Origin of the sequence: Methanobrevibacter thaueri (genome assembly GCF_015062905.1) — an archaeon.
Lineage (GTDB): Archaea > Methanobacteriota > Methanobacteria > Methanobacteriales > Methanobacteriaceae > Methanocatella > Methanocatella thaueri_A.
This window is the reverse complement of the sequence record NZ_SUTK01000006.1, coordinates 26,615-46,429: the sequence shown is the minus strand read 5'-3', so window position 1 is coordinate 46,429 and position 19,815 is coordinate 26,615. Positions and strand designations below refer to the sequence as shown.

At 35.2% G+C, this 19,815-nt stretch carries 20 protein-coding genes; 14 read left to right on the top strand and 6 right to left on the bottom strand.

The annotated features are described in order from the left end of the window. The 5 genes from E7Z79_RS02390 to E7Z79_RS02370 form a co-directional block, all read right to left on the bottom strand. The gene (locus tag E7Z79_RS02390; RefSeq protein WP_303738383.1) at positions 1 to 2,451 is read right to left on the bottom strand and encodes a hypothetical protein; all 2,451 of its coding nucleotides are present in this window, start codon (positions 2,449 to 2,451) and stop codon (positions 1 to 3) included. Positions 2,452 to 2,749: 298 nt separating this feature from the next. Next, on the bottom strand, positions 2,750 to 3,616 hold the full coding sequence (locus E7Z79_RS02385) for a zinc ribbon domain-containing protein (protein WP_303738382.1): 867 nt from the start codon (positions 3,614 to 3,616) through the stop codon (positions 2,750 to 2,752). 147 nt (positions 3,617 to 3,763) lie between these two features. Next, positions 3,764 to 5,026 carry a lipopolysaccharide assembly protein LapB gene (locus tag E7Z79_RS02380; RefSeq protein WP_303738381.1) on the bottom strand — a complete coding sequence of 421 codons (1,263 nt, stop codon included), beginning with the start codon at positions 5,024 to 5,026 and terminating at the stop codon, positions 3,764 to 3,766. 67 nt (positions 5,027 to 5,093) lie between these two features. Next, on the bottom strand, positions 5,094 to 6,515 hold the full coding sequence (locus tag E7Z79_RS02375) for a tetratricopeptide repeat protein (protein WP_303738380.1): 1,422 nt from the start codon (positions 6,513 to 6,515) through the stop codon (positions 5,094 to 5,096). A gap of 253 nt (positions 6,516 to 6,768) precedes the next feature. After that, the gene (locus E7Z79_RS02370; RefSeq protein WP_303738379.1) at positions 6,769 to 8,391 is read right to left on the bottom strand and encodes a topoisomerase DNA-binding C4 zinc finger domain-containing protein; all 1,623 of its coding nucleotides are present in this window, start codon (positions 8,389 to 8,391) and stop codon (positions 6,769 to 6,771) included. A 314-nt stretch (positions 8,392 to 8,705) separates the two neighbouring features. Here E7Z79_RS02370 and E7Z79_RS09695 point away from each other — a divergent pair, with 314 nt between their 5' ends. The 13 genes from E7Z79_RS09695 to E7Z79_RS02315 all read left to right on the top strand — a co-directional run bounded on the left by E7Z79_RS09695 (position 8,706) and on the right by E7Z79_RS02315 (position 18,489). After that, complete coding sequence (locus tag E7Z79_RS09695; protein ID WP_369693420.1) at positions 8,706 to 8,861, top strand: hypothetical protein; 156 nt, start codon at positions 8,706 to 8,708, stop codon at positions 8,859 to 8,861. Positions 8,862 to 9,310: 449 nt separating this feature from the next. Beyond that, the gene (locus tag E7Z79_RS02365; protein WP_303738378.1) at positions 9,311 to 9,625 is read left to right on the top strand and encodes a nucleotide pyrophosphohydrolase; all 315 of its coding nucleotides are present in this window, start codon (positions 9,311 to 9,313) and stop codon (positions 9,623 to 9,625) included. A 2-nt stretch (positions 9,626 to 9,627) separates the two neighbouring features. Further along, positions 9,628 to 11,520 carry a DUF2075 domain-containing protein gene (locus E7Z79_RS02360; RefSeq protein ID WP_303738377.1) on the top strand — a complete coding sequence of 631 codons (1,893 nt, stop codon included), beginning with the start codon at positions 9,628 to 9,630 and terminating at the stop codon, positions 11,518 to 11,520. A gap of 173 nt (positions 11,521 to 11,693) precedes the next feature. Beyond that, positions 11,694 to 13,181, top strand: a complete 1,488-nt coding sequence (locus tag E7Z79_RS02355; RefSeq protein ID WP_303738376.1) for a DUF2779 domain-containing protein — start codon at positions 11,694 to 11,696, stop codon at positions 13,179 to 13,181. 20 nt (positions 13,182 to 13,201) lie between these two features. Further along, complete coding sequence (locus E7Z79_RS02350) at positions 13,202 to 14,011, top strand: AAA family ATPase (RefSeq protein ID WP_303738375.1); 810 nt, start codon at positions 13,202 to 13,204, stop codon at positions 14,009 to 14,011. A gap of 2 nt (positions 14,012 to 14,013) precedes the next feature. Beyond that, positions 14,014 to 14,829: a hypothetical protein gene (locus E7Z79_RS02345; RefSeq protein WP_303738374.1), complete on the top strand. Its 816-nt coding sequence runs from the start codon at positions 14,014 to 14,016 to the stop codon at positions 14,827 to 14,829. A gap of 137 nt (positions 14,830 to 14,966) precedes the next feature. Continuing rightward, positions 14,967 to 15,491: a zinc-ribbon domain-containing protein gene (locus E7Z79_RS02340; protein WP_303738373.1), complete on the top strand. Its 525-nt coding sequence runs from the start codon at positions 14,967 to 14,969 to the stop codon at positions 15,489 to 15,491. A gap of 14 nt (positions 15,492 to 15,505) precedes the next feature. Then, positions 15,506 to 16,012, top strand: a complete 507-nt coding sequence (locus tag E7Z79_RS02335) for a hypothetical protein (protein WP_303738372.1) — start codon at positions 15,506 to 15,508, stop codon at positions 16,010 to 16,012. A 7-nt stretch (positions 16,013 to 16,019) separates the two neighbouring features. Then, the gene (locus tag E7Z79_RS02330) at positions 16,020 to 16,757 is read left to right on the top strand and encodes a hypothetical protein (RefSeq protein WP_303738371.1); all 738 of its coding nucleotides are present in this window, start codon (positions 16,020 to 16,022) and stop codon (positions 16,755 to 16,757) included. Positions 16,758 to 17,106: 349 nt separating this feature from the next. Further along, positions 17,107 to 17,229: a hypothetical protein gene (locus E7Z79_RS02325; RefSeq protein ID WP_303738370.1), complete on the top strand. Its 123-nt coding sequence runs from the start codon at positions 17,107 to 17,109 to the stop codon at positions 17,227 to 17,229. Positions 17,230 to 17,286: 57 nt separating this feature from the next. Continuing rightward, positions 17,287 to 17,391, top strand: a complete 105-nt coding sequence (locus tag E7Z79_RS09690) for a zinc-ribbon domain-containing protein (protein WP_369693419.1) — start codon at positions 17,287 to 17,289, stop codon at positions 17,389 to 17,391. Between the two features lie 135 nt (positions 17,392 to 17,526). Next, positions 17,527 to 17,733 carry a hypothetical protein gene (locus tag E7Z79_RS02320; RefSeq protein WP_303738369.1) on the top strand — a complete coding sequence of 69 codons (207 nt, stop codon included), beginning with the start codon at positions 17,527 to 17,529 and terminating at the stop codon, positions 17,731 to 17,733. A gap of 48 nt (positions 17,734 to 17,781) precedes the next feature. Further along, the gene (locus E7Z79_RS02315; RefSeq protein WP_303738368.1) at positions 17,782 to 18,489 is read left to right on the top strand and encodes a zinc ribbon domain-containing protein; all 708 of its coding nucleotides are present in this window, start codon (positions 17,782 to 17,784) and stop codon (positions 18,487 to 18,489) included. Here the strand turns inward: E7Z79_RS02315 and E7Z79_RS02310 are convergent. Next, the gene (locus tag E7Z79_RS02310) at positions 18,486 to 18,785 is read right to left on the bottom strand and encodes a helix-turn-helix domain-containing protein (protein WP_303738367.1); all 300 of its coding nucleotides are present in this window, start codon (positions 18,783 to 18,785) and stop codon (positions 18,486 to 18,488) included. The genes E7Z79_RS02315 and E7Z79_RS02310 overlap by 4 nt on opposite strands. A gap of 125 nt (positions 18,786 to 18,910) precedes the next feature. Here E7Z79_RS02310 and E7Z79_RS02305 point away from each other — a divergent pair, with 125 nt between their 5' ends. Beyond that, entirely contained in the window at positions 18,911 to 19,813 is a 903-nt protein-coding gene (locus E7Z79_RS02305) for an SseB family protein (protein ID WP_303738366.1), read from the top strand. Positions 19,814 to 19,815 lie beyond the last annotated feature (2 nt).

Here is a 19,815-nt window from a genome sequence, read left to right as displayed (position 1 = left end):
TTAGTCTTCTAATTTATCCATAAGAGATATTGGACCGTTCAAATCGAGTTCAAGCTCTTCATCCAGTTCAATAACATTGTCTCCAGGTTTTGGAAATAGGTTAAGTTGTTTCAGGTGTTTTACATCATCATTAACTAAAAATTGATGTCTTTTCAATGTTCGGATGATTTCCTTTTCTGTAGCGCCCTCTTTCACTCCTTTGGCATAACCCATTTTAATTGGAATCAAATATTCCTCTTTATACACGTTTAAAAACTCTTCATAATATTCATTGCCATTTAAAGCCTGTTTTATCCATTCGTATATTACTGAAATTTTTATCGAAGCCTTTTTTGATGCCATTTTGGTTGTATTTCCTTTTTTAAGTTCGTCAATAACAATTTCCAGTGATTTTTCTGAAACTCTATTGTTTAACTCTTCTTCAAATTCGTTCAGTTCTTCCTTTGTCATGTAGGACTTTTTCAATGCTTTTGGTTTGGAATCTGTTTTGATCATTGTTTTTACATAGGTCTCCTTTTTATATTCCAAAAATTTATCATAGAAATTGTCATATGGTTGCACTGAATTCTTTCCTTCTTCATACCATCTATTCAATTCATTTTCATCCATATCAAGGTCTTTCAGGACATTTTTCAATGGTTTGATTTTGATATTCTCTAAAAATTCATCCATTTGCCTTGGAATAGAATTTTCGGAGTATTCATGATATAGCTCAACATATGTTTCTTCACCTTTCATTCCCTTTTCAATTGAGGTGTTGAACCATTCCTGTTCAATATCTAATTTTTGCAATGTTTCTTCTTTTGTTTTTCCTGATTTCAACAGTTCTGCGGCACTGTTTGCAAGATAAATATCTAAATCATTGTCATGTTCACTTAAAAGTCGGGCAATGGTTTCACTGTCACAATTGATTTTTTTTAGTGATTTGTTTTTTGTATGTCCATTTTTTCTATATTCGATGTATTTTTTTAAGGAAAGCTGTTCGTAATCTCTCAAGAAGTTTGAATAGATTTCATTATCCGTATTTTTAGCCTCATTTATCCAATCTTCAATGTCCTTTTTCACCAATCCATTCCTTTTAAGGGAGTTTGTATAGTTGTAGTAATCGCAAAATTTTAAAAATTTATCCATCTTGTTTTTAACGTATGTCTTGTCATATTTTTCCTTGAGGTTAGGGTATTTTATCAACAATCCTTCAAGATCATTTTCACTTAATCCAACACCATCTAATGCCTCTTTTTTGGTGATTTTTACACGGGATGTATTTCTTAAAAACAGTGTAAACAAAAGCTCATCCTCTTTTTGAAGATAAAGTTCAGTTTCCTTGATTGCACTTAATATTTCATCACTTATTTTAAAATTCCCTTCTGAATCTCTTCTTTTATAGTAAAAAATTTCATCGATTAATTTTTCATTGAAAATGTCATGTTCTGGACCATCATTATTGAAATACCAATCATCCAGTTCATCCGAAGTTAAATACTCCTTGTTCAATATCTCTTCTATGCTTGTGCCCATGTTTATTTGGGATAAGAACTCTGAAAATGATATTTCGCGGAACAAATGATAAAGACCAACATATGGGTATTGGCCGTCCTTTCCCTTCTGATAAAATTCATGGTTTATGATATCATTCAATCCAAGATTTTTCAGTTTGAAATCACTAAGAAGCTTTTCAATGCTTATCATTGCTTCCGCTTCTTCAACATATCTGTCAGTGTTTTCCTTATCAATGAAATTCAACTTTCCGACGCTGTTTATCAGGTCATCATTTTTCAGCTCTTGAAGGAACGGCCCTATATATCCCTTTTCAAAGCCCATTTCAATTAGCTCATTTCGCTTGATGCCCTTTTTAAATCCGAAATGTTTTCTCAATGTTTTCAGATTGTCGCTCTTTTCAATTTTGTATTTGCATTCTTGGCAGAACAGTTCATCTTCGGATTTGGTTTTGCTTTCACATATGATACATTTTCCGTTTCCTATTTCACTTTTGATCAATATGTCGTTTTTCAACCTGCTTGGATGGATATAACTTGGTTGAGCCACTTTAAATTGGTCAGGTGAATTTTCACTGTAATACAACCATGAAACGTTAAAGAGGAGTTTATGGAGGTGAACTGCTCTTAGCTGGTTTAATTGAATATGGTTTTTGGCATCTCCGTTATAGCTGTGCATCTTGTTTCTAATTGAATATGCCTTCAGCATATGTTTTTTCAATTCGGGGCTTAGAAAACCGGCCTGAGATAAGAACATAATTTTATCCTTGAAATATACCAAATCATCCATTTTTAATTCGTTTTTCTTGAAGATGTCATAAATTATGATTTCCAGAAATGTTGTCGCATCGGTTAAAACTGCAGAAGGTGAATCATATATTTCATCTTCTATAATGCAGGCCAAATAGTGAAGGTCATTGTCGAAATTTCTTAAAAAATCAAAATTGGCACTCATGAAATCATCTCTAGTTTTATTTTGTTTCTATTGTAATATATGTTTTTGTGCATAAGTTATTATTATTTTATTTTAATATTTAATTAAATACGTTATAATTCTAATCTATATTAGGAAATAACCAATTTTATTATTTCCATACTTATTAACTTAGATATATGGATTTTTGATTATAGAATGATCTTTTTGAAAAAATCTATTCATCAACTAAACTGAATAAACATTTCCTATGAATATATTCGATTCATGAATCGAAACTAAATGCGGAATTCATTAAAAAATAAAAAAATGGAGTTATTTAAACTCCACTTACAGGTGAAATGGTTATGTTTTCAGTATATAGTGGTGTTGTGGATTTTGCAGAGTCGACAACCTTGACTTCCGCTTTTGCAGGCTGTTTCTGATCAAAGTACATTCCGTCAAAGTGGTATGTCTTTCCGCTTTCCGGATTCAAATCGTTCCAGGCAATTCCTGAATAGATTATCTTGTCCTGGTTGTCATAGTAGTTTACGGTGACCTCCAGATAGTCGAAATTGGTTCCGACGAATATGTCTCCAGTAACGCTGCCGTTGAAGTAACCATAGCCGCCATCGCCAATATTTTCGGTGATGTTTCCAACCTCAATTGAGTTTACGGCATTCATCTGATAGAATGCTCCGCCGGCTATTATCATTACGAATATCAAAACAACTGTCAGAATCGGTATAAGCCACAGCTTCTTGTTGTGGGCATAGTATCCCTTGAAATAAAGTGTTAGAATGGCCGCTATGATGAATAATATTGTTGATATTTCACCGAATCTTCCTATAAACATGAAAACCAATGCACCGGTTGCGATGAACTCGACTGCCGCTATTAAAGGTTCGTCCAGTTTCTCCATAAGAACTATTCCGATTATTCCTCCGACAATACCGATTGCCATTGCGGTGAGGATATTGTCCCATCCCATAAGCATAGGTGTGCCCAGTCCTTCGGCAATGGATACGACAATGCCTACAACTGCCAGAATCAACGGTAACTTTGTGACAAATTCATTTTTATTATCTTCACTGTGTTTAACAACTTGTTTGGCATTTGGATTTTCATTAAGCTTAAATCCGCAACCATCGCAGAATTCAGAATCGTCTGCAAGTTCCTTTCCACATTTTCTACAATATTGAACCATGAATTTTTCCCTCCTGATATTAATTCTGTTTTTATTGAAACTTAAATATTGTTGTAATTATATGGTAATATGGTTATTAAGGGGCAATTGTGTTTTACATGTATCTATTTCATCTCCGGCTTTTTAGCAGGCAGATTCATTATCAGCTCATATGCCGCAGTATGGGCACCAGGCCAGATATTCAGTACTGTTCAGGCAGTCTATGATGTCCCGGGTCAGCTCGTCGAAGCTCTTGCAGAATGTCGGATTGTAGAGCATCAGCCTGTCGTAATACCTGCGGGCATTGTCCATCTCATTTTCCCATACGCAGTTCCTGATTAATGTAACATGGTTTTCGGTGTTGTTGGGATCCAGTGCAATTGCCCTTTCTAGGGATTTCCTGAAGCCTTCAAAGTCAAGAGGGTAAAGCGTCCATGCCTTCATGACCCATAGCTCAACCGATTTGGGATCCAGTGCCAGACCCTTCTGTATGTATTCCAGGGATTTCAGAGCGTTGCCCAGATTCTGATATGCCTCTGCCAGCGTGACGTATGCGGTGATGTTGCTTTCGTTAACTCGAAGAAGGTCTTCGGCATAGGTTATGGCCATTCCCGCTTCGAAGTTTCCTATATGTGCCTTGCAAATCCTTTCAAGAACCCTTTCGTCACCGGGATTTTCATCCAACAGCCTTTTCAGGATATGGATTGCTCTTTTATAGTCGCTGTCAAGATACATGTCCGAAAATTCCAGAATGATTTCAGGATCCTTGCCTGATTCATAGGATTTGAATGCACATGAAACCGCTTTTGCATGCTTGTTCAGCTTCAGGTATGATTTTGCCATCAGGGAATATGCCTCCGCAGTCTTTATGGATTCAATCGTTTTGATGGCCTCATCATATTGTTTGAGGCGGAAGAGAACCAGTCCCTTTTTGAATTTGAGTTTCCGGCTTTCAAGCTCATTGATGTAGTCGAGGGATTTCTCGTATTCCCGGAGGTTGCAGTGGTAGTCGACCATGCGGAATTTCACCGACTTGTTGTCCGGGCGGATTTCAAGAAGCCTTTCGCCTGTGATGGCCGCATTTCTCCAGTCTTTGAGCTTTTCATAGGAAATCATCAGGTATGACATGATGGTTTCGTTGTCATCACTTTTGAGGAATTCGTTGAAGTGCCGGATTGCATTGGGGAAATCACTCATTCTGTAGAAGTCAAGTCCGATATAGGCATCCGATTTCGGATTGGCGGATTGTTTCAGATACCTGATTGACTCATCGTATTCATCGTTTAGAAACAGTGCCTTTCCAAGCTCGAAATAGGCTTCGTCGGTCGGCTCGACTTCAATGTACTCCTTCAAAAACTTGATTGCGTCTGAATATGGATTTTCGCTGAATTTTTTGAATCCGTTTAATATTTCGGTGATTTCGGTTGTCATAATGATTAGATGGTTCTAATGGTATATTAAGTTTGCCATGAAAAATAGGCCTCGGCTATGGGGCATCTCAAATCAGCTTTGCAATAACCCATTCGTTAAACAGGATGAACTGCACTTCGGCACGTGTTGATTTGGAATGTTTAAGGTCTCTTGCGCTTTTGACCTCCTTGATTAGGGTATACTGGTTGTTTGCAACATAACCTACCGTTTCACCTTTTATATCAACGCGTATCGCATACCTGTCATGGGGATTGTCGGGTTCTCTGATCAAATCAACGATTGTTCCTTCACTGAACGGTGCGAAATTCTTGTAGTATTGGGTTCCCGTAATGTTGATGTAGTTTTGAGTGGACTTTAATTTTTTAAGCTGCCTTTCCGCCTTATCCACTTCATCATAGCGTTTGGCTCCAAGAGCCTGACAGATTCTTGCCTTTACGGGTTCGCCCAGATGGTCTAGAATTTCTGCCTTGGTGGATAGGTATGGGCCGTTGTCGCAGCCTTTGGGAAGTATTTTCAATGCTTCATTGATCACTTCCAGATCACGAGGCTCAATTTCTCTAAAAAGCAGTTTCCTTTTTAGTTTGTCTTTCATGCAGGCTGCCTTGTTTTCCAGGAATGTTTTATTTGTGGGTTCTTTTGATAATGCCCTGTCATAATATTTCAGGGCCTCGTCATACTGAAAGCCCCTTTTCAGTATTATTGCCTTTCTGTTATAGTCATTGGCGGGGCGATGGGGATTAAGTTTAAATGCATAATCGATAAGAATCAGCGCCTCGGCATTCACTCCTTCATGTTCAGATGCTGCCCATGCAGTTTCTGAGAGATAATTCGCTTTAAACTCATCATCAGCATACTCTTTTGCCCGGATATACCTGCTGATTGCATGCTTTAATACATTGTGATATTTTTCCTTCTGGGTGTCCTTTTCAAGTTCCTCATATGAATAAATGATGTAATGGACTATTCTTGCATAATATATTAGGTGGGATGACCCGATTGCTGTGTCCTTCAGGGCGTCGAGCGCTTTTAGGGCCTCCTCATATGTGCTGATTGCATCCTCATAGCGGCCTCTTCGATATAATAGATCGCCTTTTTCCGTAAGATACATATGAACGGTTGAATTCCCTGCGGCTTCACAGGTTCTATTCCAATATGCTTCCGCCGAATCATAGTCTCCGATTGCTTCATATTCAAGTGCAATTTCAGATAATGCCTCACATTTTTTACTATTTCCAACCGATAACCTCAACGCTTCATTATAAAATTCTATTGCAGTTGAATGGTCTTTCCTTATGGAACATTCCTTGGCCTTTCTGTAAAAGTGTTCGCGCCTGCTGATATGTTTATGGGATTTCTTATGCTTGTCTTCATCTTCATCCTCATATATTATGATGCCTCCACAGTGGATGCAGACATCTTTCCCTATATAAGGGTTATACAGTACAAACGGGTCTCCTTTTTTCCATGGATGACATAAACAGTATCCCATAATAATCACTCATTCGTTTTTCATTTAATTGTCTGGATAAATTTGAGAATGTTGCATCATCTGCAACGTCTGTTTTACTTCAGTTTATCTTAAATATTTGATTTAATCTTTCCTTAATATTAATTTGGTTTTATATGATTATTAAATTTTATGATTATAAGTTGTGAATAAAAAGTTGAAAAAATAAAAAATAAAACTTCAAATTTTTAAAAATTAAATTTAAAAACCCCATTAAACTTGCTGATTATTGAAATCATGGATTTATAATATAACTTATATAAAACATATAATATAAAAAGCACATCAAGCCGTTCCAGAGCATACATATAATCACGGCAGCTGCATCACTGCCATTCACATCATTAGAAAAACCCTCTGTAATTAATGCGATACTGCAAAATATCACGGAATATGCGGCTAGAATAAAGCTGATCACTCCAATTAACTTATTATATCCTACATTTAAAATTGGACAAACAAATGTTGAAAAAAGTAAAATCATTATAGATATATTCTCAATCAACTCTACTAATTTTTCCCATCTTGTTGGAGGTTCAGTTGCTTTGGAAATGGCATCGGCTTCATTTGCATCATCTTTTATATTTGCTGTTTCATCAATTGCATCCTTTTCACTGACAGTCCCTTCAATGGAAGTTCCGCAGCTCTTACAAATAGTGTCTTCTAAGTTAAGTTTGCATCCGCAATTGCTGCAATAAACAACGTTCTCCTTGGCGGTTGTTTTTTCAGTTTTTATTTTGTCATCCGGTTTTGAATCCATTTTTTCAATGCTTGAATTTTCACTTTTTGCTTTGGAAACATTTTCTGTATTTGTATTTTTTGCTGAATGGAAGATTTCACGTTCGGAACTTAATTTTAATACATGGTCATAATAGTAATCTTCAATGCATGAAAAATTGCAATCGGGATATGATTCACAGGTAATGAAATACTCAGATTCTCTCTTTAAGCCGTTTCCACATTCTGGGCAATTTCCGAGGACGGGTTCTCCAATTTCCTGTTTATATTGCACATTGCTTAATCGGATATTATATATGAAAAGGTCTTCCATTGCATTATCCCATAAATCGTTTTCTTTTAAATAATTTTTGATGATGGAATTTGATTCCTTTACGGTATTTGCATTGATGATGTCAATGCCGTACTCATTGGATAAAAATTCACAATCGTATCTGTTAAAATATCCTCGTTTTTTGGATCGAAATTGCTTAAATGATATTCCTGAATGGGGGTCTGATGTATTCGACTTCAAAATCAGTTCTTCATCGCCTTCAAAGTCTTCATCCCATGAACTTCCACAGAATGGACATATGTGATAATTTTCTTCAGGAAGTGCTTTGCCGCAGGATTCGCAAATGTCAGTGATTGAAGCAGGGTCCGCTCTTTTCAGGGAACAAGAAAAACTGCATTTAGGATAGTTGATGCAGCCGGCAAAATTGCCATATTTGCCTTTTCGTCTAATAAGATTTCCTCCACAATCTGGACAGTCAGTTAATGGTTTGAGTGGAGAATATTTATTATATGGCAATCTGCCCCCTCCATGTTTATAATGGCCTTTATACTTATCGTATTCTCCGCCGGGAGTTTGATTGTATCCTTCGTAAAAACTGTTGAATTTTTTTATATAATGAATTTCCCGTTTTTCCAGTTCTTCCCGGCTTGCGCCAGGCATTTTTTCAAGTATTTCAAAAACAAATTTGTCGCCCCGGTCATGGTCCTCTTGCATGCCGGGATTATGGTGCGTTCCTAATGCAAGCTCCTTGTGGTGCATGCCTCTTCTGGCAAAAACATTATGTGACTGGCCTACATAAACCTCTCCGGTCCGATCATTGATGAATCTGTAAATGCCACTTTTCATAAAACCACAATTAGACAATCATTATTTATATTTCCATTCATAGAACAATATTTTATTAAATCTATATTTGACATTAATTTGGTAAAAAGTTATGTATTATGAAATTTCTCATTGGATATGCAGAATGTTTTCATGAAGTATTCAAGAATCCAATCATTCTGTTCTAAAATGTTTCGTAAGGAAAATGGTTAAATCATATTAATGTGTAAATGCATATAAAAGAACTATTGAATGCATTATGTTTGGGCAATATTGGGTTGATTTACATGGCAGATAAATTCAGCAAAGAGACACGCAGTTATATAATGTAACGGATCAAGGGCAAGGACACCAATCCTGAAATCATTGTTCGCAGTTATCTGTTCTCGAGAGGGTTGTGCTTCAGAAAGAACGATAGGAAATATCCTGGAAGTCCCGATGTCGTGTTGCCTAAATATAATACTGTTGTGTTTGTCCATGGATGCTTCTAGCATCTTCATGATGGATGTAAATATGCCGTAATGCCAAAAATCCAATGTTGAGTTTTGGAAGAAGAAATTCTATGGAAACCGGGAACGGGATGAACGTAATCATAAAGAGCTTGAATCAATGGGATGGGAGGTAATCACTGTTTGGGAATGTGAATTGAAAAAGGATAAAGTTGAACAGACTCTTGAGGAGTTATATATCCAAATAACATCAAAACTGTAAACTGCTAAATTTTATGTAATTAAATAACGAAAAAATATGGGTTAATCTTACTTGAAGATGTCTTCATGATTTTCACAATTTGTTAGTTATTATTAAATCTTGTTTTTTTATTTATTTCGGGAATTTCAAATTTTTTACAAAATGCACATTTGCACATGACAATAAATTTAATCAAATGTAAATATTATGATTAAGATATAATATTTTAACAAAACATGTAATGATTATTATGGACGATTTAAAAAAAGAACTTTTAATGTTTCAAAAGGAACGGGATTGGAAAAAATTCCACACGCCTGAAAATCTGGCAAAATCTATATCGATTGAAGCGGCGGAACTTCTCGAACATTTTCAGTGGCAAAAGGAATATGATGAAAATGAAGTCGCTGATGAATTGGCTGATGTTTTGATATACTGTTTATATATGGCTGATGCAATGGATTTCGATGTTAAAGAAATTATTTTAAATAAGATGAAGAAAAACGCCATTAAATATCCAATTGACAAGTCAAAAGGCAATGCTAAAAAATATACGGAGCTTTAAAGATGATTGTATATGAAGCAACTAAAGGGGAGTTTTGTGATTCTGTGCTTGTCGGTTCAATAACCGATGAAATCGAACATATGTATCTGGCAAAAATAGGTAAATCGCCGGAATCACAAATCAGGTCCTGGAGAAATTCAATGGTATATATGAGAAATGTTCTGGAAGATTCGGAAATTCCGGATGATTGTGGTGTGGCAATTGAGTTCACAATTCCAACAACTTCAAAAAGGATAGATTTCATATTGACCGGACTGAATCAATCTAAGGATGATTCCGTAGTTATAATTGAACTTAAGCAATGGGATTGGGCTGAAAAAGTTGAAGGAAAGGATGGGATTGTCAAGACAATTCTTGGAAGGGGTGTTCATGAAACGACTCATCCGTCATACCAGGCATGGTCTTATGCATCATTAATAAGGAACTTCAACGAAACGGTTGAGGAAGAGGAAATCGGATTGTATCCATGTGCATTTCTGCATAATTATGATTTTCAGGATGATGATCCTTTAACTGATGAAATATATAAGCCGTATTATGATGAAGCTCCATTATATGGGCAAAAGGATATTTTAAAGTTAAGGGAATTCATTAAAAGATATATACGATATGGTGATGACGGAAGCCTCTTGTATCGTATAGACAATGGCAGGATAAGGCCTTCCAAACGGCTTCAGGATACTTTGTACAGCATGCTTCAGGGAAATGATGAGTTCGTCATGATCGATGAGCAGAAGGTAGCATATGAGCTTGCAATTGAAATGGCTCGTGAGAGCTATATCGATGATAAAAAAAGGGTCTTGATAGTTGAGGGAGGTCCGGGAACAGGCAAATCGGTTGTTGCAATCAATTTGCTTGTGGATATCATGCAGGATGACATGAACTCCTGTTATGTAACTAAGAATACTGCTCCCCGTGAAGTGTTTTATAAAAAGCTGAAAGGAGGAGAATTTAAGGTTGGTTGGATTAAAAATATCTTCAAAGGCTCCGGAACATTTATAGAATCTAATGAAAATGATTATGATGCAATTATTGTGGATGAGGCACACAGGTTAACGGAAAAAACCGGTTTTTTCAAAAAGGGAGACAATCAAATAAAGGAAATAATGAATGCAGGAAAATTCACTGTGTTTTTCATTGACAAGTTTCAAAGGGTATCGATTGAGGATTATGGGAGCATTTCAGAAATTAAACGATGGGCTTCAGAGTTTGGTGCCGAAGTAAAGCAGATTAGGTTGGCATCGCAATTCCGGTGCAACGGATCGGATGGTTACTTGTCATGGATAAGTGACGTATTGGAACTTGAAGAGACTGCAAACTATGACGGTTTTAACTTTGACTATGATTTTAGAGTAGTGGATTCGGCTTCAAAATTGAGAGATTTGATTTTTGAGAAAAATAAAGAGAATAATAAATCTCGTCTGATTGCAGGGTACTGCTGGAATTGGATAAGTGAAGGAAAAGAGGATTCAGATGTTCATGATATCGTCATTGATGACTTTTCAATGAGCTGGAATTTAGGAAACAGTAAAACATGGGCCATTGATGATGATTCAATAAATGAGGTGGGATGCATTCATACATCACAAGGACTTGAATTTGATTATGTTGGTGTAATAATTGGTGAAGATATGAGATTTGATGGAGAACATATTGTAACTGATTTTAATAGGCGTGCAAGAACTGATAGGTCAATGTTCGGTATTAAAAAATTGTATCAATCGGATTCAAAGAAAGCTTTAGATTTGGCTGATGAAATAATTAAGAATACGTATAGAACTTTAATGACTAGGGGAATGAAAGGATGTTATATTTATTGTGAAGATATGGCTCTTCAGGCATATTTCATTGACAAATTAGATAAAATTAAAGTTCATGATAAAGATGATTTGTAAACGATTATTTGGAATGAGTGAGATACGTTAATTTTTAATTTATTTATTTGATTCAATATATTCTGTCATGCCAAAATTTATATTTTAATTGCACGGGTATGAGATTGAAATCAAGTAGTGTAAACAAAGTTATATTAAAAATTATAATAAACTATACATAAGGAGTTATTATTATGGACAAAACATTTTTGTCAAAATCCAGGTATTGCAGCTGTGTACAGTGTGTAAATATTCTTTGGTTAAGTAAATATAAACCGGAATTTGGAGAAGTTGAGAGTAATGATTCCACTCTTGAAACCGGTAGAAAAGTAGGGGAACTTGCCAAATGTTTATTTGGAGATTATAAAGACGTTCCGGTTGATGAAAATATTAATAAAAGAATAGAAAAAACAGAAAAACTACTTCAAGAAAAACCAAACATCATTACCGAAGCATCATTTATCTATGATAACAATTTCTGCAGTGTGGATGTCCTTAAAAATGATTCAGACGGAGTAGAAATCTATGAAGTAAAGAGTTCCACTAAAATCAAGGATATTTACATAGACGATGTTGCATACCAGTACTTTGTCTTATCCAATATAGGTTTGAATGTTAAAAAAGCATGTATTGTATATATAAACAATGAATACATAAGAGGCAAAGAATTGGACATTAACCAGTTATTCAATATTGAAGATTTAACTGATATCGTTTTAGCAAAACAAAACGAAATAAGAGATAATATTAATAAAATCAATGAGTTTATGCAAGAACATGACAGCGATAATCAGCCTGAATCACATTTGGGAAAGAATTGTTTTGATCCATATCCATGTGCCTTCTGGGATTACTGTACAAGGGATTTGCCTAAACCTAATGTTTTTGATATAAGTGGCATGTGGAAATCTGTGCAGTTTAGAAAATACGATGAAGGTAAAGTCTCATTTGAAGATTTGGAAAATGAGGACATAAATCCAAAATACCTAGAACAAATTGATTTTGAATTATACGAAAGAGAACCTAAAATAAATAAAGACGCTATAAACAGTATTTTAGATAATCTTAACTATCCGTTATATTTCATTGATTATGAATCCTGTCAGTATGCCATTCCTGAATTGGAAGGAACAAAGGCATATCAGCAGATTCCTTTCCAATATTCGTTACATATAATAAAAGAGGAATGTGCAGAAATAGAACATAAGGAATTTTTAGGAGAATCTAATGATGATAATTTAATCAGGACCTTCGCTGAAAGCATGATTAGGGATATGCCTGAAGATGGCAGTGTGATTGTCTATAATAAGGCTTTTGAAGCCACCCGTAATAAGGAAATTGGGGAAATGTATCCTGATTTAAAACCTGAAATGGATAGATTCAATGCCAATATGGTTGATTTGATGGTGCCCTTTAGAAATAGAGATTACTATACAAAAGAGATGGAAGGTTCCTATTCAATTAAAAAAGTATTGCCTGCATTATTCCCGAATGATCCTGAACTGGATTATAGTGAATTGTCATTAATTCATAAAGGTGATGAGGCATCAAACGCATTTTTAAGCTTAAAAGATAATCCTCCTGAAAAAGAGGAAATAATCAGGGCTTTACTTGAATACTGTAAACTTGATACTTATGCTATGGTAAAAATATGGGAAAAATTCATAGAAGTAACAGAATGATGATAAATGGAGGATAATTCATGGATTTGGAAATAAATGATTTTGGACAAATAAATAACGCTGAAATCAATATTAAAAAAATTAATGTGGTTGGTGGAGTCAACTCCAGCGGTAAATCAACGGTATCAAAAATTCTATATTGTTATCTAAAATCAGAAATTGATGATGAATCAATAGATTACTTGCTTGATAATGAAGATTTATCTGATTTAAATGATTCAAATGTTAAATTTGAAACTGATTTTATCCCTTCAGATATTTTTTATCTTGATAATATTTCTGTTTTTGATTTAAAGGATTTGGAAATACTGAGATTTGATCATATAGTTCACATTAAGGAAGCTTTAGAAGAAGATATTGTTAATAATGACTCTGAAATTCTCTCAAAAATCCAAGACATTATTAAAAGTGACTGTCCAATGTCTCAGGAAAACTCATCTGGAATCAAGGAAATTGGAATAATTCAAATTCTTCTTCAAAACAATAAATTAAATGAAAACTCCTTTTTAATCATTGATGAGCCTGAAGCAAGCCTTCATCCTCAATGGGAAATCAAATTTGCAGAAATCCTGGTTTTACTTGCAAAAGAGTTAAACATTCATATATATCTGAACTCCCATAGTCCGATGTTTATTGAGGCAATTTCACTTTACTCTCAGTATTATGATTTATTAAGTGATACTAATTTTTATCTGACACAAAAACAAAGTAATAACCAGTATAACTTCAGAAAGATTAACCCTAAAAACATGGGAGCAGTTTATGAAAATTTAACTAGTCCATATGATGAACTAGATAAGCTCAAAGCTAAAATATTGTTTAAGGAGTAAAAATGACATTAACAACTGAAGAAACCCTATTTGTGGAATTTCTCCAATCATTCCCGCAATTCTACAAAAAAGCCCATGAAATAGCTGAAAACACAAAGGGAATATCAATTCTTCCAATGGAAAATGGAGAAAATGAGTTTAAAATGTATGCTCTTGATGACATTTGCCACTCATGCAATATTTTTAGAGAGGGAAATCTATCAATAACTCCAAAAACAACCGATGCAATCTGGTATAAAAAAGTAGATGGGAATTTCTTTATTTTCCTAATTGAGTTTAAGGGAGACCTGCTCTGCAGAAACTCCAGTAAATGCACTCTAGTCGAAGTTGTTGAAAACTTAAAAAATAAAAACTATAATGATGAATTGGAACATGAACTTTTCCTATTAGATAAAGTTCTTTTAAAATATTCAGACCGAATGTTAAATGGACTTGCAGCAAAGCCATTAGAAACAGTAACAATTGCCCTACCTTTGATTTATGAGGAATATTATGAGAAAAACAAAGATAATGTTGATTTTTTAGATATCAGGAATTTCTTAAAAAATTCCAGAATTGTTTATAGAGTAGTTTCAATATCAGAAGATTATGAACCTAACCGTCAAAGAACACGTTCAAGATCTTATAGGTGTTCAAATATAATTCCATCTGTATGTAAGCAACTTGCCCGTGAAAGACACGACAGAGAATTGGAATCATCCTATGAATCGAGCCTACAGACTTATTACAGAAGATACGAACGTGCAGGCATAGTTTATAGTGCAGGTTTTGTGGACAATATTGCTTTTAATAATTTCATTGAAAATTACTTAAAATAGTGCCGCAGAAAATCTAATTTTTTATATACTATTGTTGATAAACAGATAATTAATATTATAAAGATGGGTGTAATTTAATAACAACTGAAAAAGATTATGTTGAAAGGCTTGAAAAAATCATTGATAAACAGGATGATTTGTTATCCCAATTAGATGCAAGGTTTAAGCAGCAAGATTCATTGATTGAAATTTTATCTAAAGAAAATAACTTTTTAAAGGAAGATATTCAAAAACACAAGAATTTAACAAGGGATATGCATAAAACTGTAAATCAGCAAAAAAATGTAGTGGCTAAACTAAAAAAAGAACTTGAAGATCAATTAAAAATACAACAGGATTTACATAGGGAATATGGTGAGGTTATTAAACAATTAACTGATGATTTAGAAGAAGAGCAAAATAATAACGAAAATTTGGTTAAAGAACAAGGTAAATTAGAATCTAAGATAAATTTATTGGAATCTGAGATAAAAAAATTAGAAAATGATATTTCATCTCAAATTGATAATAATAATTCTCAACCTAGTTTTTATGATAGTTTTAATCAAAAAGTTGAAAATGATTCTCCTGAAATTCAAAACGATAAGAAATCTTGTCCAAATTGCGGTTCTCAAATTGAAGAGGGTTTTTTGTTTTGTGAATCCTGTGGAACAAAATTATAATATTGGTGTTTAAAATGGGTTTTTTTAATAATGTAAAAAATATTAAAGACCAAGTTTTACAATATGATTCTGTTCCGAACTTTGAACAACTACAAATAGTATTTGATAAAATTGATGATCAGGCAGATAAGGAAAATGAAAAGAAGAAAGATGAAAGAAAACATTTTGAAAGCTTAAGTCGGGAAGAAAAAATAGAGTATAAAAAAATTCAAAGAAGGAATAAAAATCTTAAAAGATTAGGGCTGTATGGTTTGACTGCTGCGGGCATGGCAACAGGAGTGGGGATTCCTGTGTTGATGGCGGCCAATATTGGTACAATATTATCTGATGATAATTTGACTTATACTAAAAATAATAATAAAGAAGATAAAGAAAAGAAACCTACAGATTCTCAAACTAAAAAACCTAGAGAATATTTTACAATTAATTATACTAAAGAAGGACTTCCAAAAGTATCAACATTAGTTGATAGGGATCCGTTTAACTTAGAACAAAGATATAATGAACTTATGAGGGAATAGTGATATTATGGCTGATGAAAAACAAGTAGATATTGATGGAGACGGTTACAAAGAAAGTGTTGTATCTGATACAAATGGTGATGGTAATTATGATACAATTGTAAGTGATACTGATGGTGATGGTAATTACGATACTGTTGCAATGGATACAACTGGTGATGGGAATATTGATACAGTAGGTGTAGATTCAACCGGTGATGGGAATATTGATTACGTTGAAGCGGATACTGATGGTGATGGTTATGCTGATTTTGCCGCAGCTGATACAACTGGTGATGGAAATCCTGATACATATGCATATGACACTACCGGTGATGGATACATTGATTCTGTAGAATATGACACTACTGGTGATGGAAATGTAGATTATGGAGTCTATGATACTGATGGTGATGGTTATGCTGATTTTGCCGCAGCTGATACAACCGGTGATGGAAATGCAGATACTTATGCAGCAGATATTAATGGTGATGGATATATTGATTTTGTTGGCCAGGACACTGATGGAGATGGAAACATAGATATTGCTGCAGCTGATGTCAATGGTGATGGCTATGCTGATACTTACGCAGCAGACACTACTGGTGATGGTAATCCTGACACTTATGGTTTTGATTATGATGAAGATAGTGACATCGATGAATATGGTATAGATGAAGATGGAGATGGGGAAATAGATTATTATACTGATGATATAGATGATGATGTATTCGATGATTTTATAGATGATGACATCGATGTATAATGACTATCTGACATATTGCACTAAATCTTTAAATATTTATCAGTATTCTGTTCTTATTGTGGATGGTTTAAATCTAATTTTCCATCTACAAAAGACATAATCACTTATTAAATATATTTTTATTTAATAACTAAATTATAACTTTTTTATCTCATTATATTTACACATTTATAACCATCAACTAAAGCATTTTAATCAGAGGTGTAAAATATAATCTTAACTGCTCATATTATTATTTAAGAAATATTTTGGTCAATAAATGAAACTATTATTTGGAATTTTTATTGGAACTTGATTATTGAGAAAATGAATAATATTTATTAATAATTTACGTAAGATAAGTGATAATATGATAACATGTGATGTTTGTGGACATTTGAATGACCCTTCAAGGGCAACCTGTGAAAATTGCGGTTCAGACCTCTCAGACAGCCCTGACTGGGGAATATATGATGATGAATATTTCGATTAGGACAACCTGGAGGAGCCGGACTATATTAACCCGGATTTCTATGAGTGAGGTGATTTGATGAAGACTTGTCCAAGATGCGGTTCAATACTGTCCGATTTCGAACCATACTGTGAAAACTGCGGATTCGATCCGGACTTTGACTTTGACGACTGGGAAGAATAGACAGAGGAGATAAAATGTGGGAATGTCCTAACTGCGGAGCGGTATTTGATGAGGAATATGAGGAATGTCCCGAATGCGGATGCTCAGAGGATGTCAACTACGGATGGGTAGGCGAGAACTATGGATGAATAGCATTTGCGAGACCCTGAAAACGAGCATGACAAGGATGCCATCCGGGTTGAATATCAGGGAATGACTGTGGGATATGTAGCAAACAGCTCATATACGCTTATTGATGAGGCCAAATCCGCATCACAAATCAGTGAACTTTTTGAAAGGAGCACCAAGGCGAAGATACTTTTTGTCTTCATGCAGGACTATCTTCTTGCAGAGATGATTTGAAAACTTTAAATAAAAATATATTAGTCAGTTGATTGCATACATATTATCATGGAACTCAAGAATATCTTTAAAAATTCTTCATTCGATACTCTCGACAAGAACAAGGAGCTTCTCGAGGAGCATGACCTATTAAACATAATGGGCTCTCCAAATAAAGTGTTTTTAAAGTTCCTTGCATCAAAAAAGATTGACATAAACGAGGATGAAATCACAGAGGAACTGATTGATGAATTTGAAGGTTCCGTCGATTCCATTAACATGAAACTTGCCAAAATCCAAAGGCAGAAGGAAATCATATTCACCGAGCGCAAGGTATGGATCAACATAAAGGAAGACGACAAGACAAAAGGAAGCGATTTGATCCTTCACCATGACAGAATCACCATAGATGAAACAGGAAAAGAAATCCCCTACTCCGACATGCTTGAAATAGAGCTTGAGGATGGAAGCTGGTCGAAAAAAATATTCAAGATCACCACAAACGACGATGAGGAAATCACCTTTGAAATCAATGAGGACAATGCCGTTCCATTGAAGGAAATCATCGAGGACAACATCTACAACCAGGACTTTGATGAAATCGATGCCCTTCTAGAGCTTCAGAGCCTCTTTGAGGAAGGAAAGATTTCAGCCGAGGAGCTTGAGGCAAGAAAGGCAATCATATACAGCGATGATGTGTACTGCACCAACTGCGGCGCAAAAATAGATTCCGATTCTCTTTTCTGTCCAGAATGCGGACACGAAGTGCTTGACTAGTCATCACTCTTAAAACCGGTCTTTTCCAGTATTTCAATTATTTCCCGTCCCAGATTAGTGCACTGGTATATCCTTCCCTTTTTGGCTGTCTCGTTCATGCATCTCACTAATTTCTTCTTTTTCATGTCATGAAGAGCCACTGATACCTGGGCCGGTGTCAGCCTTGTTCTTTTGGAGATTTCGGAGGGCATAAGATTCTCATGCCTCAATGACTGAAGCGTCCTGTACCGGGCATTCGAAATCTTTATGAATCCTATGATTGACCAAATCTCATCTTCTGTAGGCTTGCTGTTCATGTGTTTTCTTTTTATTTTACATAATAGACTTTAATTGTTTCTTGTTCTTTTCCTGTTTCTTTTCACTTTATTGTGTTTATTAACAAAAATATTTTTAAATACATAGAGGTATAAAGTAAGTAGTGATGAGCGAAACAAATAAGTATCTGAAATCAACCATTTCACAGATAAGTAATTTCTACAGGAACAATACACAGCCCCCTGAGGACATGTATGAGAATCTTCTCATGGAGCTCAGGTTCAGCGAACTGCTGATGCCTGTTGTCTTTGACGGCGAGCACCTCAGCTTTCCGCATATAGAGGTCGATGACGGAACAAAACTTCTTCCATTGTTTACAAGCGATGACGAGCTTAAAAAGTATTCCGAGGATTTCGACAGGTTTGCCAATGACATAGAATATTATGTAAAGCTTGTCGGGGATTTCGGATTCGACGGCATTCTCATAGACCTCAAAAGCGATGAGCTCTGCATAGATAACGCCATGCTCAAGAAGATTCCCCGTTCACACGAAACCCGCAAAAACAGGGGACTTGACCCATCCAGGTTAAGGGAGATGGCACTGTCCGAGAAAAACGTGGCCCTCAGAAGTTTCATCAAAGACCCATCCAATTTCAACAGGTACGATGAAATCTCAAGGCTTTTGGTGGACTCACTGCTTTTGAATGTAGTTGTAAGCGAGGAGGACCTGAGCGGAATTGCCGAAGACGGGATAATATCACGGGATGATTCATTCACCTTCACATTATATACTAAAAAGAGCGGAAGGGACCATTACGGTGTTGTATACACCGACACCGATGCAATCGTCAGCTTCCACGAGACCCTTAAATACCACTACTATGTCCAGGTGACAAACAAGCACAGGGTCTTCGATTTCATACTTTCAAACGGCATGGATGGCATCATAATAAATCCGGGCACCGACGAGTATTACGTTCCAAGGCAGGTGCTTTTAAGGCTTTTCAGTGATGACCTCCTGGATGAGAGGCTTGAAAACGCCACCAGATATGCATTCCCGATTGAATAATC

Excerpts from the sequence above, each read along its gene's own strand:
- E7Z79_RS02365 (WP_303738378.1), top strand. The coding sequence starts at position 9,311 with ATGGACGATTTAAAAAAAGAACTTTTAATGTTTCAAAAGGAACGGGAT.
- E7Z79_RS02370 (WP_303738379.1), bottom strand. The coding sequence starts at position 8,391 with ATGAAAAGTGGCATTTACAGATTCATCAATGATCGGACCGGAGAGGTT.
- E7Z79_RS02345 (WP_303738374.1), top strand. The coding sequence starts at position 14,014 with ATGACATTAACAACTGAAGAAACCCTATTTGTGGAATTTCTCCAATCA.
- E7Z79_RS09690 (WP_369693419.1), top strand. The coding sequence starts at position 17,287 with ATGAAGACTTGTCCAAGATGCGGTTCAATACTGTCCGATTTCGAACCA.
- E7Z79_RS02315 (WP_303738368.1), top strand. The coding sequence starts at position 17,782 with ATGGAACTCAAGAATATCTTTAAAAATTCTTCATTCGATACTCTCGAC.
- E7Z79_RS02330 (WP_303738371.1), top strand. The coding sequence starts at position 16,020 with ATGGCTGATGAAAAACAAGTAGATATTGATGGAGACGGTTACAAAGAA.
- E7Z79_RS02325 (WP_303738370.1), top strand. The coding sequence starts at position 17,107 with ATGATAACATGTGATGTTTGTGGACATTTGAATGACCCTTCAAGGGCA.
- E7Z79_RS02360 (WP_303738377.1), top strand. The coding sequence starts at position 9,628 with ATGATTGTATATGAAGCAACTAAAGGGGAGTTTTGTGATTCTGTGCTT.
- E7Z79_RS02310 (WP_303738367.1), bottom strand. The coding sequence starts at position 18,785 with ATGAACAGCAAGCCTACAGAAGATGAGATTTGGTCAATCATAGGATTC.
- E7Z79_RS02380 (WP_303738381.1), bottom strand. The coding sequence starts at position 5,026 with ATGACAACCGAAATCACCGAAATATTAAACGGATTCAAAAAATTCAGC.
- E7Z79_RS02385 (WP_303738382.1), bottom strand. The coding sequence starts at position 3,616 with ATGGTTCAATATTGTAGAAAATGTGGAAAGGAACTTGCAGACGATTCT.
- E7Z79_RS02335 (WP_303738372.1), top strand. The coding sequence starts at position 15,506 with ATGGGTTTTTTTAATAATGTAAAAAATATTAAAGACCAAGTTTTACAA.
- E7Z79_RS02355 (WP_303738376.1), top strand. The coding sequence starts at position 11,694 with ATGGACAAAACATTTTTGTCAAAATCCAGGTATTGCAGCTGTGTACAG.
- E7Z79_RS02375 (WP_303738380.1), bottom strand. The coding sequence starts at position 6,515 with ATGGGATACTGTTTATGTCATCCATGGAAAAAAGGAGACCCGTTTGTA.
- E7Z79_RS02305 (WP_303738366.1), top strand. The coding sequence starts at position 18,911 with ATGAGCGAAACAAATAAGTATCTGAAATCAACCATTTCACAGATAAGT.
- E7Z79_RS02390 (WP_303738383.1), bottom strand. The coding sequence starts at position 2,451 with ATGAGTGCCAATTTTGATTTTTTAAGAAATTTCGACAATGACCTTCAC.
- E7Z79_RS02350 (WP_303738375.1), top strand. The coding sequence starts at position 13,202 with ATGGATTTGGAAATAAATGATTTTGGACAAATAAATAACGCTGAAATC.